The 12368-nt window shown below is 61.8% G+C and carries 8 protein-coding genes, 1 tRNA gene and 2 pseudogenes; 8 read left to right on the forward strand and 3 right to left on the reverse strand.

The window, feature by feature from the left end; translation table 11 throughout:
• Positions 1 to 160: 160 nt before the first annotated feature.
• From H7993_RS19115 to H7993_RS19130, 4 genes and pseudogenes are all read left to right on the forward strand, one after another.
• Positions 161 to 3109 (forward strand): annotated as a pseudogene (locus H7993_RS19115) (EAL domain-containing protein); the annotation flags it as partial.
• 14 nt (positions 3110 to 3123) lie between these two features.
• Positions 3124 to 3200, forward strand: a tRNA-Ile gene (locus tag H7993_RS19120).
• Between the two features lie 45 nt (positions 3201 to 3245).
• Positions 3246 to 3482, forward strand: a pseudogene (locus H7993_RS19125) (formate/nitrite transporter family protein); the annotation flags it as partial.
• Between the two features lie 41 nt (positions 3483 to 3523).
• Complete coding sequence (locus H7993_RS19130; RefSeq protein WP_185795336.1) at positions 3524 to 4294, forward strand: nuclease-related domain-containing protein; 771 nt, start codon at positions 3524 to 3526, stop codon at positions 4292 to 4294.
• A 37-nt stretch (positions 4295 to 4331) separates the two neighbouring features.
• Here H7993_RS19130 and H7993_RS19135 read toward each other — a convergent pair whose 3' ends face one another.
• The 3 genes from H7993_RS19135 to H7993_RS19145 form a co-directional block, all read right to left on the reverse strand.
• Complete coding sequence (locus H7993_RS19135; RefSeq protein ID WP_185795337.1) at positions 4332 to 5528, reverse strand: type II toxin-antitoxin system HipA family toxin; 1197 nt, start codon at positions 5526 to 5528, stop codon at positions 4332 to 4334.
• Positions 5528 to 5779: a helix-turn-helix transcriptional regulator gene (locus H7993_RS19140; RefSeq protein ID WP_122477203.1), complete on the reverse strand. Its 252-nt coding sequence runs from the start codon at positions 5777 to 5779 to the stop codon at positions 5528 to 5530. Before H7993_RS19140 ends, H7993_RS19135 begins: the two co-directional genes overlap by 1 nt.
• A gap of 109 nt (positions 5780 to 5888) precedes the next feature.
• On the reverse strand, positions 5889 to 7322 hold the full coding sequence (locus H7993_RS19145; RefSeq protein ID WP_185795338.1) for a DUF2723 domain-containing protein: 1434 nt from the start codon (positions 7320 to 7322) through the stop codon (positions 5889 to 5891).
• 345 nt (positions 7323 to 7667) lie between these two features.
• On the opposite strand from H7993_RS19145, the gene H7993_RS19150 reads away from it, so the two are divergent.
• The 4 genes from H7993_RS19150 to H7993_RS19165 all read left to right on the forward strand — a co-directional run bounded on the left by H7993_RS19150 (position 7668) and on the right by H7993_RS19165 (position 12329).
• Positions 7668 to 8135 carry an Lrp/AsnC family transcriptional regulator gene (locus H7993_RS19150; protein WP_185795339.1) on the forward strand — a complete coding sequence of 156 codons (468 nt, stop codon included), beginning with the start codon at positions 7668 to 7670 and terminating at the stop codon, positions 8133 to 8135.
• Between the two features lie 144 nt (positions 8136 to 8279).
• A complete protein-coding gene (locus H7993_RS19155; protein WP_185795340.1) occupies positions 8280 to 9962 on the forward strand; it encodes a flavin monoamine oxidase family protein in 1683 nt (560 codons plus the stop codon).
• 55 nt (positions 9963 to 10017) lie between these two features.
• Positions 10018 to 10800: a carbon-nitrogen hydrolase family protein gene (locus tag H7993_RS19160; protein WP_185795341.1), complete on the forward strand. Its 783-nt coding sequence runs from the start codon at positions 10018 to 10020 to the stop codon at positions 10798 to 10800.
• 758 nt (positions 10801 to 11558) lie between these two features.
• On the forward strand, positions 11559 to 12329 hold the full coding sequence (locus H7993_RS19165; protein ID WP_122477118.1) for a hypothetical protein: 771 nt from the start codon (positions 11559 to 11561) through the stop codon (positions 12327 to 12329).
• Positions 12330 to 12368: the final 39 nt, after the last annotated feature.

Below are 12368 nucleotides of genomic sequence, written 5' to 3' on the forward strand. Positions count from 1 at the left end.
CCCTCCTCCCGCCGGCTACCCGCCAGGGCAACTTGAACGTGCGTCGTTGCACACCGACGGCGCAAACGCGCGCCCTGTGTTCGCAGCGCTGGCAAGCGACCGCGCGCCGTCGCTGGACGAGGAGACTGTGGCCGATGCCGCGCCCGCGCGCGACTGGTACAACACCCTGATCTACGGTCTGCCAGGGCTGGTCATGTTGGTGATTGCCCTGGGCGTGGTGATCCGCATCAACCGTCGCCTGACCTCGGAGATCAGCCAGCGCATTGCCCTGGAGCATGAGCTGCGCAGCAGCGAATACCATTACCGCGGCTTGGTCGAGAGCCTTTCGGCCATCGCCTGGGAAGCCGACACCACCGACTACACCTACAGTTACGTCTCGCCCCATGCCGAGGCCCTGCTGGGCTACCCTCTGCAGAGCTGGCTGGAGCCGGGCTTCTGGCAGCGCATCCTGCACCCCGAGGACGCCCGCCGAGCGCGCGCCTACTGCTCGGAACAGACCGCCGCAGGCGTCGGGCATGCCCTTGAATACCGGGTGATCACCGCCGACGGACGCAGCCTGTGGGTGCGTGACATCGTCAGCCTGATCAAGCATGACCTGCGCCCGGTGATGCGCGGCCTGATGATCGACATCAGCGAAACCAAGAAGATCGAAGAGGCCCAGCGCCTGTCCGAGCAGAAATTCGCCTCGGTGTTCCGCCAGTGCCCCGACATCCTGGTCATCGCGCGGCTCAGCGACGGCTGCCTGCTGGAGGTCAACGAGGCTTTCGAAGAGCAGATCGGCCTCAAGGCGCCGCAGGTGGTCGGACGCCGCGCCGCCGAGCTGGATATCTGGGGCGTGGACGGCGTGGCACCGCGCTTGCTCAAGCGCCTGCAGGGCGGCAGCGTGCGCAACCTGGAGATGACCTTTCGCCGCGACAACGGCCAGCGCTTCACCGGCCTGCTTTCGGCCGAGCCGTTCGAACTGGAAACCACCGCTGCCCTGGTCGTGGTGGTGCGCGACATCAGCGAGCTGAAGCAGACCCAGCAACGCCTGCAGATTTCCGAAGAGAAATTCGCCAAGGCGTTCCACGCCTCGCCCGACGGCATGCTGCTGACCCGGCAGAGCGACGGGCTGCTGATCGAGGTCAACGAAGGCTTCAGCATCATGACCGGGCACAAGAGCAAGACCTCGCTGGATCGCTCGACCCTGGAGCTGGGCATCTGGGCCGACCCCAACGAGCGCAAGCGGTTGCTGGAGAAGCTGCAGCGACAAGGCTTCGTCCGCGACTTCGCCTGCCGCATTCGGCGCATCGATGGCCAGGTGCGACTCTGTGAGGTGTCGGTGCGCCCGCTGCCGATCGGTGGCGACGCCTGCATGCTGACGATTGCCCGCGACATCACCGAGCGCCACCAGATGCAGCACAAGCTGGCGCTGGCGGCGACCGTGTTCGAAAGCACCGCCGAGGGCGTGCTGATCACCGACACCCAGCAGCGCATCAGCATGGTCAACCGCGCGTTCACCGAGATTACCGGCTTCAGCGAACAGGAGGTGCTGGGCCAGACCCCTCGCCTGCTCGCCTCGGGCCAGCACGACAGCGCGTTCTACATCGCCATGTGGCATCGGCTGGCGGCCGAAGGGCATTGGCAGGGCGAGATCTGCAACCGGCGCAAGAACGGCGAGCTGTACCCCAGCTGGCTGACCATCAGCTCGGTGCGCAACGGCGACGAAGCGATCACCCATTTCGTGGCGGTGTTCGCCGACATTTCCAGCCTCAAGCACGCACAGGCGCGGCTGGACTATCAGGCCCATCACGACCCCCTGACCGGCCTGCCCAACCGCACCTTGTTCGAAAGCCGGCTTGCCGCCGCGCTGGCCAGCCAGACCGAAACCGGCGGCCAGGGCGCGGTGCTGTTCCTCGATCTCGATCGTTTCAAACACATCAACGACAGCCTCGGCCACCCGGTGGGCGACCTGCTGCTCAAGGGCATCGCCCAGCGCCTCAAGGAGCAAGTGCGCGACATCGACACCGTGGCGCGCCTGGGCGGCGACGAGTTCATCATCCTGCTGCCGGGCCTGGCCCACGCCAGCGATGCCGAGCATATCGCCGCCAAGGTCCTGGCCTGCTTTACTGCGCCGTTCCAGGCCGGCGACCACGAGTTCTTCACCAGCGCCAGCATCGGCACCAGCCTGTATCCGCAGGACGGCAGCGACGTCGCCACCCTGGTCAAGAACGCCGATGCCGCCATGTACCGCTCCAAGGCCAAGGGTCGCAACCGGGTGGAGAGCTACACCCGCGACCTCACCACCCAGGCCACCACCCGCATCGCGCTGGAGCACGAGCTACGCCGCGCCATCGAGCGCGACGAGCTGAGCCTGAGCTACCAGCCCAAGTTCAGCATCGACACCCACAGCCTGGTGGGCGCCGAAGCGCTGATCCGCTGGAAGCACCCCAACTTCGGCGACGTGCCGCCCGAGCAATTCATTTCGCTGGCCGAAGAGAACGGGATGATCCTGCAGCTCGGCGATTGGGTGCTGGAACAGGCCTGCCGACAGATGTGCGAGTGGAAACGGCTATACCACGAGTTCGGCCCGCTGTCGGTCAACCTCGCCGGCGCCCAGCTGCGCCAGCCCAACCTGCTCAAGCGCATCGAAGGACTGCTGGCCGACAGCGGCCTGCGCCCGCAGTCGCTGCAGCTGGAGATCACCGAAAACTTCATCATGAGCCAGGCCGAAGAAGCCCTGGTGGTGCTGCACCAGCTCAAGCACCTGGGCGTACAGCTGGCCATCGACGACTTCGGCACTGGCTACTCCTCGCTGAGCTACCTCAAGCGCTTGCCGCTGGACATTCTCAAGATCGACCAGTCGTTCGTCCGCGGCCTGCCCGACGACCCCCATGATGCCGCCATCGTACGAGCCATCATCGCCCTGGGCCGCAGCATGCAACTCACCGTCATCGCCGAAGGCGTGGAAACCCCCGCGCAGCAGGCATTCCTCGCCCGCGAAGGCTGCGAGCAGATCCAGGGCTACCTGGTCAGCCTGCCCCTGCCCCCCGAGCGCTTCGCCGCGACCTTTCTTCGTATGCGCCTTTCGGATTTTTCGGATAGCACTCCCTTCAATCCATCGCTATAATCGGCGGCCTTCTGGGGCCTATAGCTCAGTTGGTTAGAGCAGGGGACTCATAATCCCTTGGTCGTAGGTTCGAGTCCTACTGGGCCCACCAAGATTTGAGAGCCGCGCTTTGCGCGGCTTTTTTTGTTTTGGAAAGGCCTTCGTGGCGATCGGCTTCCAGCACGTGGTCGCCAATATGTTCGTCATACCGGCGGCGATCTTTGCCGGGGCCTTGAGCTGGGCGCAGTTCGCCGATAACTTCGTTCCGGTATTCTTGGGTAACGCCGTGGGAGGCGCGGTCTTTGTCGGGCTGGCCTATCATGTGGCGTACTTCAAGACGGCAACCGGCTCCGAAGCGTCGGCCACGGCCGGTGGTGCGCGAACGCAGAAATAATCCAGCTATGCTGGCGTTGGTACTGTCATCAAGGTTGAGAAATGGACTTCACACCTGTCATCGCCCAGCTCTGGGGCATGCTGAGCTGGGCGCTCCCGCTCCTGTTGCTAATCACGTTGTTCAAGTCGCCGTGGGCCAAGGGTCATATCGGTGAGTTGCTGGTACGCTTGTTTGCACACTGGCAACTGGACCAACACACCTATCGACGCCTGCACAACGTCACCCTGAATACGCCTGACGGCACCACGCAGATCGATCACGTGTTTCTCTCGGTCCATGGCATTTTTGTGCTGGAAACGAAGAACATGAGCGGCTGGATTTTCGGTACTGAACACCAGGCGCAGTGGACGCAGAAGTTTCCCAGGCGCAGCTTCAAATTCCAGAACCCTCTTCGGCAGAACTACAAACACCTGAAGGCGCTGGAAGCCACTTTAGGGGTGAGCCCTGCCCACCTGCATTCGGTGATCACGTTCGTCGGGGGCAGTACGTTCAAGACCGAGATGCCGGCCAATGTGACTCGGGGCATCGGGTTCATCCGCTATATCAAGTCGTTTCGGCAGGTGGTGTTCAGCGAGGCGGAAGTCGATGACATGTTTCAAGCATTGAAGGCCGGGCGTCTGGCGCCGAGCATTGCGACTCATCGCGAACACGTGCAACAACTCAAGCGTCGCAGTGATCCAAGCGCTGAACGTTGTTGCCCGAAGTGTGGCAATGCGCTGGTCATTCGCACGCGGAAAACGGGAGCCAATGCCGGGCAGCAATTTTGGGGGTGTTCAGCTTTTCCCAAGTGTAGAGTCATGCAAAGTCTCTAAGGTGCTGCGCTCCATCAGGCTGTTGATTGAAGGCAAACTACCCAAATGTTTGCCTGAACGGAGCGGCACTTTTCTGTATTGCGGCGACCACGTGCTGCGCTTGCTCCGTCACCTCACCCGAGCTCGCCAGCACCTGCTCCAACGCCTGCAATTGCCTGCGGATCACTTCTTGTGGCTGCTCTACAGCACAGAGCTGGGCGAAATCCAGCAAGCCCTGTCGCGAGGCGAACATTGATTTGTTACCGATCAGGTCCAGGGCAAGTACGTCGTCAGGGATATAGGCCGTGGTGTTGACGATGTCGTAGGCGGGTGCAAGCCGTGCATCGCCCTGGGCGGGATTGGCGTAGAGCAGTCCGAAGTTTTTCAGATGAGCATCGCCGTTGCCGACGATGCAGCTGAGAGTCACGATGGCGAATAGCTGAGACAGTGAATGCTCTATCCGGTCCGGGGCGCAGAACATACGGATGGCTCTGGCAATGGACGAGTAGCTCTTGCTGTACTTCTGTTCGGCAGCCAGGCCCATGAGGGCTGTCATGTCCTCGAAGCCAATGGGGTTGAGCTGCTCGTCCCGATCGAAGCGGCGCATGACGAATAGTTTGGTGTTATCGGACAGGTAGAATTCCGGCACGACGATTCCAGAAGCCTTGGCCACGGACATGCAGAGAAACTCGTTGATCGCCAGGCCAGGAAATTCATCTCGGCCGCTCTTGATGATCAGTTCGGACGTTTTCGAGGTGAATCGCTGCGGCGCGTGGTTTTGATGCTCAGGTACCAGCACCTTGGGTTGCACCCCTGAGATGCCGGCACGCAGGATGTAGCGATCGACCAGGCTGGCGAAGATGTCCTCGGCACCATCCCAGGCGAGGATCTCATCCAGCCTTTCTCCGGGGAACTGTTGGCGTTGCAACAGCGCATCGACTTCCGGCGAGTTGACTGCGACTCGCCCGATGGGCGAACTGCTGCCTGAAAGAGCCAGGAGTAGCATTGGATCGACGTTTGTCAGCTTGGCCAGGCGATTACGCAGCTGCTCCAGCACGTAACCCTCAGGCAGATTCATCTGGAAGATGGGATGAAGTTCACGATGGCGATACTCATCCATTCGCGGGGGCATGAGCAAACTGATCGCCCTGTGGGCACTAGCGTCATCGCGATAGCGGAAGATGTAGTCATCTTCGCTGCGCATCACTCTTCCGCTCTCTCCTTCCGGGGTTGAAACCTGCAGTAGGGTCGGCATCAGTCGAATATCCCGTGAATTTCATCCAGCGTGGGCAGCACGGCAGGTATGACCGTGAGTTCGCAATTCAGCGCAGCGAGCACGCGTGCATAGGCGGTCATGCCGACCGAGAGATCGCCCTTCTCGATCGCAATGACCTTCTGCCGTGTGACAAAAGCTAATGCGGCAAGCCGGGCTTGAGTCATGCCACGATTGAGGCGGCGTTGCCGGATTTGCGCGCCCAGACGGGTGGCAATGAGCTCGTAATCCATGTTCTGTATACGTGACAAAGTGAGGTCAATGTAACGTATACCCAACCCTAACGAAAATAAAGCGTCGGCTGACACAAAGTGCAGCCTTTAGGCTCCTCTCTGGAAACCCTCACTTCGCCTGCAAACGAAACCCCAGCAAATTCTCCTGCAACCGGTACTGCTCCCCGATGTTTCCGCAAAAGCTGGTACGCGGCAGAAAGGCGCCGGCGCCGTTCAGGTAGGGCGGGATGTTGGTGCTCTGTTCGCAGCCTTGCAGGATGCGGCCGCGCAGCGCGCCGTTGGCTTGGGCGGAGCGCAGGGCGCCCAGTGGGGTGGTGTCGGCGACGACCAGGGCGCCGGGCGGCACCAGGGTTTCGTAGGTGCGGGCGAACTGGTGCGCGGAGCGGTCTTGCAGGTAGGGCACCAGGTAGTAGCGGATGTCGTTGCGAAACGGCAGGGCTTCGGTGTGGGTCGGCAGCTTGACCCAGCCGTTGGCGTACAGCCCCCACATCGACAGCATGGCCACCGGCCCCGCCAATACCGACAGGTAGACGACGGCAGTGCCGATCCGGCCGCCAGGCAGGTATCTGGCCAGGTGGACCACGCCGAGGATGCTGGCCAGGGCGATGCCCGGCAGGAACAGGGTAAAGCGGTCGAATACGCCGTAGGACACGGCGAACAGGAAGTTGAGCAGCAGCGCTGCCCAAAGCACCTGCAGCGCACGGGTTTTCGGCCACAGGATGAGGCCGAGGATTTGCGGGCCGATCAGCGACAGTGCCAGCAGCACCACGGCGTTTTTCTCGTGCCACAGGTCGTCGAAACGCCAGAGCGTGTCGTTGCGACCGCCGACGATGATCGCCAGTTGGTCGGGGCCTGCCAGGTAACGGCGGGTGATGTCGAACAGGCTCATGCCAGTGCCCAGGTCGTTGATCACGGCAGGCCAGGCCGGCGCAAAACCCAGGGCGATGCCGGGCAGCACCAGTAGCAGGCGCAGCCTGTGTTGCACGGCCAGCTGCACATACAACGGCAGCAGCACCACCAGTGTCAGGGGGTGAATCGCCAGGGCAAGGCCGCTGAGCGCACCGATGGCCAGCAGGCGCCCGGTGGCACCGAGTCGCGCCGGTGCGAAGCACAGCCAGTAGGCGCCGATGATCAGCAGGGCATGCAGCACGTAGGGTTCGGCCTTGGTGGAGGCCCAGAACACGGCGTGGGCAAGCACGGTGGCGGTCGCGGCCAGCAACGCCAGGTGGCGTGGGGTGCCGACACTGACCGCCAGGCCGTGGACGACCACGGCCAGTGGCAGCAACAGGATGGCGTTGAGCAGGCTGAGCAGGTGCATGCCCAGCAGCGCGTGGATGACACGAGCGACGAGCGCGTAGAGCGGGTGACTCACCGGTCCCAGGGACTCGCTGAAGAACGGGCCTTGGGCGGCGTCGGCCAGCATCAGGCCATTGTCCATCCATTGCACCGGACCGCTGGCGGCCAGGAAGCTGGCGATCACGGCGCACGCCAGCATCAAGCCGGCCACGACGGTCGGCATGTGCGTGCCACGGGTTGAACTCATGTTCCTTGTTCTCCTGTTCCTTGCTCTGAGGGGCCGCGAGCAGCGGGTTGTTCAGTAAAGGTCTGAATGCAAACAGCAGCGGTGGGTGAACTATCGCGTGGCGAACTATAGAGGGATTGATAGTTTTGCCACTTCAATTTAATCAATCCATTGCACTCAGACTGCCGCTCGCCTGACGCCAGAAACAGCAAGTTCGACTGCACTTTCGACAAGTCGCGTCAAACTTTCCGTTCAACTGCAGGGTGCTGAACAAAAGGCTCTGCGTGATTTGAAAAAGCGTGGCTGGCAACATTGCTTTGAGCACGGCGCCGATCAATGGCCTAATCAACGCTCGCCCACTCGCTGATGGAGCCTGTTTTGTCCGACCGCCACTCGTTTGCCCTGGATGCTCTGGACCGCCAACTGATCGCCGCCCTGCAGATCAATGCCCGCGAAAGCGTGGCGATGCTCGCTCGCGGCCTGGGCATCGCCCGTACCACGGTCACCGCACGGCTGGCGCGGCTCGAAAGCTCCGGGGTCATCAGCGGCTACGGGGTAAGGCTGGGCCAGCACGCACTGGATGGCGGCTTGCAGGCTTACGTCGGCATCACCGTGCAGCCGCGTTCCGGCAAGGACGTGGTACGGCGCCTGAGTGGCATGGCGCAGGTGCAGCAACTGTGCGCCGTCAGTGGCGAGTTCGATTACGTGGCCTGGCTGCGCACCGATTCGCCGGAACAACTGGATGAGTTGCTGGACCAGATCGGCAGCGTCGACGGGGTGGAGAAAACCACGACCTCGATTATCCTCAGCAACAAGGTGGACCGCCGGGGTTGAGTGCAAGTAGGCACAATGCAGCAACGACGCATCCAATCGACCGATAAAACGTCACATCGACGACACTTTGCGTCTTATTTACCGCAGCGCCCTTGCCTAGAATGAACGTGCCTTTTCTTCGTTCAGCCTCAGCCAAGGTCCCCCATGAGCCCAACTTCGCGTCACCCCGCCGACGGCAAGAAGCCCGTCACCGTTTTCGGCCCGGACTTTCCCTTTGCTTTCGACGACTGGATAGAGCATCCGGCCGGGCTGGGCGTGATTCCCGAGCATCACCATGGGGCCGAGGTGGCCATTGTCGGCGCCGGTATCGCCGGGCTGGTGGCGGCCTACGAGCTGATGAAGTTGGGACTGCGGCCAGTCGTCTATGAAGCCTCGAAAATGGGCGGGCGCCTGCGCTCGCAGAAGTTCGAGGGCACCGAGGAGATCGTTGCCGAGCTGGGCGGGATGCGCTTTCCGGTTTCGTCCACGGCGTTCTACCACTACGTCGACAAGCTTGGCCTGAAGACCAAGCCCTTTCCCAACCCGCTGACGCCGGCGTCGGGCAGCACCGTGATCGATCTGGAGGGCGAGACCTACTACGCCCAGAGTTTGTCCGACCTGCCGGCGCTGTTTCAGGAAGTCGCCGACGCCTGGGCCGATGCACTGGAGGAAGGCGCACGCTTCGGTGATATCCAGCAGGCGATACGCGATCGCGACGTGCCGCGCCTCAAGGAACTGTGGAACACCCTGGTGCCGCTGTGGGACGACCGCACCTTCTATGACTTCGTGGCCACGTCCAAGGCCTTTGCGCAGTTGTCATTCCACCACCGCGAGGTGTTTGGCCAGGTCGGTTTCGGCACCGGCGGCTGGGATTCGGACTTCCCCAATTCGATGCTGGAAATCTTCCGTGTGGTGATGACCAATTGTGACGATCACCAGCATCTGGTGATCGGCGGCGTGGAGCAGGTGCCGCTGGGCTTGTGGAAACATGCGCCCGAACGCTGTGCTCACTGGCCGGCCGGCACCAGCTTGGCTTCACTGCACCGGGGCGCGCCGCGCGGCGGGGTGAAGAAGATCGCCCGCGCCGCCGATGGTCGCTTTGCGGTGACCGATCACTGGGACGACACCCGCCACTACGCCGCCGTGCTGACCACCTGCCAGAGCTGGCTGCTGACCACCCAGATCGAGTGCGAGGAAACGCTGTTTTCGCAGAAGATGTGGATGGCGCTGGACCGTACCCGCTACATGCAGTCTTCGAAGACCTTCGTCATGGTCGACCGGCCCTTCTGGAAGGACAAGGACCCGGAGACCGGCCGCGACCTGATGAGCATGACCCTCACCGACCGGCTGACCCGCGGCACCTACCTGTTCGACCATGGCGACGACAAGCCGGGGGTGATCTGCCTGTCATATGCGTGGATGAGCGATGCCTTGAAGATGCTGCCCCACCCCGTGGAGAAGCGCGTCAAGCTGGCCCTGGATGCCTTGAAGAAGATCTATCCGAAAGTCGATATCGCCGCGCGCATCATCGGCGATCCGATCACCGTGTCGTGGGAAGCGGACCCTTACTTCCTCGGCGCGTTCAAGGGCGCGCTGCCGGGTCACTATCGTTACAACCAGCGCATGTATGCGCACTTTATGCAAAGCGCGCTGCCAGATGCACAACGCGGCATCTTCATCGCCGGTGACGACGTGTCGTGGACGCCTGCCTGGGTCGAGGGCGCGGTTCAGACGTCACTGAATGCGGTGTGGGGCATCATGACCCACTTCGATGGCTACACTCACCCGGAGAACCCTGGGCCGGGGGATGTTTTCGACGAACTGGGGCCCATTGCCCTGTCGGATTGACCGTGTCCCTGATCGCCACACTTGATCAACAGACTTGATCACAACAGGAGCCCGCATGCGCATAGCCTTGTACCAATGCCAGTCCCAACCGCTCGACGTCGAGGGCAACCTTGCCCGTTTGCAGGCGCGTGCCCGTGAGGCCGCTCAGTGGGAAGTCGAACTGCTGGTACTGCCGGAAATGTTCCTGAGTGGCTACAACATCGGCGCCGAGGCGGCGCGCGACCTGGCGCAGGCCAGTGACGGCGCCAATGCCGAGCGGGTCGCGCAGATCGCCCGGCAATTCGGCCTGGCCATTGTGTACGGCTACCCGGAACGGGATGAACAGGGCAACGTGTACAACGCGGTGCAGTTGATTGACCGCACCGGTGCGCGCCTGGGCAACTACCGCAAGACGCACCTGTTCGGCGACGCTGATCGCGCCATGTTCAGCGCAGGCGAACAGGCGAGCGAGCTGCTCGAGTTCAATGGCTGGAAGTTGGGGCTGTTGATCTGCTACGACCTGGAATTTCCGGAGAACGTGCGCCGGCTGGCTGCTGCCGGGGCCGAACTGATTGTGGTGCCCACAGCCAACATGGTGCCCTACGGGTTCATTGCCGAGGTGACTGTGCGCAGCCGAGCGTTCGAGAACCAGTGCTACGTGGCGTATGCCAACTACTGCGGCAAGGAAGTGGAGTTCGAGTACTGCGGTTTGAGCAGCATTGCCGGGGCGGATGGGCAGCAGATCGCCAAGGCCAGCCGTGACGAAGCGTTGATCGTGGGTACCTTGGACAAAGCCACGCTGGTATCGGCGCGCACTGCCTTCAGCTATTTGAACGACAGGCGGCCGGAGCTTTACTGAAGCAGCCTGGGGGAGCGGTCGTTGGCCGCGAAAGGCATAGTGAAGCGTACCTGATACACCGCGGCGTTTTTTTCGCGGCCACTGGCCGCTCCTACGGAGATCTGGTGGTCTGTGTAGGAGAAATGGCGCTTGGCCAGTGATGTCAATAAACCATCATAGGGGTGTTCCTATCTCCATGGTGGTTTTTTTTTGACGACGTTAAATAGTCGGCTTCTGTAGGGATTTCGAGGTTCGGCCACGCTTGCGGAACGGCTGAGCCCAGACGCTGTGCGGGTTTGCGAGCCGTGCAGCGGATTGGCGGGAGGAAAACGTCAGAAACCCACAATTAAGCAGCAATATGCCAGCGCCAGAAATAAATTCTGATATAAATCATATAGTTATGGTATTTCAACGCGACCATCCTAGCCAGTGCACTATTTTTGACGAAAGCGATTGACAGTCCCCCTGCCAAAGCCGATATATCACCCATCTGCCGCCAACACAGCAGTTGCAGTGGTGCCAAAGAGCGCCACGCACATTCGACCCACTACCCCGTATTGCCTTGCAGTCGCTGACTTTGAATACCGGTCCGCGCTGTGTGTTCTGGCGTGTGCAGTCAGCCAGGCTCATTGCAGTACGCGGTCGTTGCGTGCAAACGAAGTTGGAAGTCGCAAGTTCAAGGGATCGTCGAGTACGAACCGGGCGGTAGCTTTGCCCAAACATATAGAACGTTAGTTATGGCGTTCAATCAATCGCGTGTCCAAGGAGGGTTCTTCCTCATGCCACATTTGTTCAACCTGGATGAAAGCACGTCGCGCCGCCTGGCGGCCGATATGAACGAACAGGGCTACGCCGTACTGGAAAACGCTTTGGCGCCCTACGTGCTGGAAGAACTTCGTGCCTATGTGGATGACCAGGCTGCGCGCCATAACAACCAATATTTCGCGTATCATGGCAATGCGCCACTCGTGGGCAGCCGATTGGCTGCCACGGCGGTGTCGAGCGAATTCCGCCAGCACCTGGCGCGCCTGCACGAGCAGGGCCAGGGCCATGCCGCCCCCAGCGACCAGGTGTTCCCGGTGCTGCGTTGCGTGCAGGGCCACAGTGGCTTGAAAGAATCCAACGCGTTTCACTTCGATGCCACTCTGCTGACCATGTTGGTGCCGATCTTCATTCCAGACCAAGGCAAGGACCGCGGCGATCTGGTGCTGTTTCCCAACCTGCGCCGCGTGCGTGGCAGCGTGCTGTTCAACGCAGTCGAGAAGGTCGTGTATCAGAACCCGCTGTGCCGCCGCCTGATGGGCTGGTGCATCGAGCGTGGCTGGCTCAAGCCGCTATTGCTGCGCATGAAGCCTGGCAATGTGTATTTCTTCTGGGGCTATCGCTCGCTGCATGCCAACCAGCCATGCGATCCGGCGCACCGTCGTGCCACCGCGCTGTTCCACTATGGCGATCCGCATGCCGGCAGTCTGACCACGCGGATGATTCTGCGGCTCAACCAGCACCGCGCTCGCCGCGCAGTCGCTCGCAGCAAAAGTCAGGCGTCCTGAGCGGACAACACCGTGTTGGACACTTCGGGGAATGGCGAG

The organism is Pseudomonas baltica (assembly GCF_014235765.1).
In the GTDB taxonomy this organism is placed as follows: domain Bacteria; phylum Pseudomonadota; class Gammaproteobacteria; order Pseudomonadales; family Pseudomonadaceae; genus Aquipseudomonas; species Aquipseudomonas baltica.

What these genes read in the sequence shown, in the direction of transcription:
- H7993_RS19130 (WP_185795336.1), top strand. Translation starts at nt 3,524, where the DNA reads ATGGACTTCACACCTGTCATCGCCCAGCTCTGGGGCATGCTGAGCTGG.
- H7993_RS19135 (WP_185795337.1), bottom strand. Translation starts at nt 5,528, where the DNA reads ATGCCGACCCTACTGCAGGTTTCAACCCCGGAAGGAGAGAGCGGAAGA.
- H7993_RS19140 (WP_122477203.1), bottom strand. Translation starts at nt 5,779, where the DNA reads ATGGATTACGAGCTCATTGCCACCCGTCTGGGCGCGCAAATCCGGCAA.
- H7993_RS19145 (WP_185795338.1), bottom strand. Translation starts at nt 7,322, where the DNA reads ATGAGTTCAACCCGTGGCACGCACATGCCGACCGTCGTGGCCGGCTTG.
- H7993_RS19150 (WP_185795339.1), top strand. Translation starts at nt 7,668, where the DNA reads ATGGAGCCTGTTTTGTCCGACCGCCACTCGTTTGCCCTGGATGCTCTG.
- H7993_RS19155 (WP_185795340.1), top strand. Translation starts at nt 8,280, where the DNA reads ATGAGCCCAACTTCGCGTCACCCCGCCGACGGCAAGAAGCCCGTCACC.
- H7993_RS19160 (WP_185795341.1), top strand. Translation starts at nt 10,018, where the DNA reads ATGCGCATAGCCTTGTACCAATGCCAGTCCCAACCGCTCGACGTCGAG.
- H7993_RS19165 (WP_122477118.1), top strand. Translation starts at nt 11,559, where the DNA reads ATGCCACATTTGTTCAACCTGGATGAAAGCACGTCGCGCCGCCTGGCG.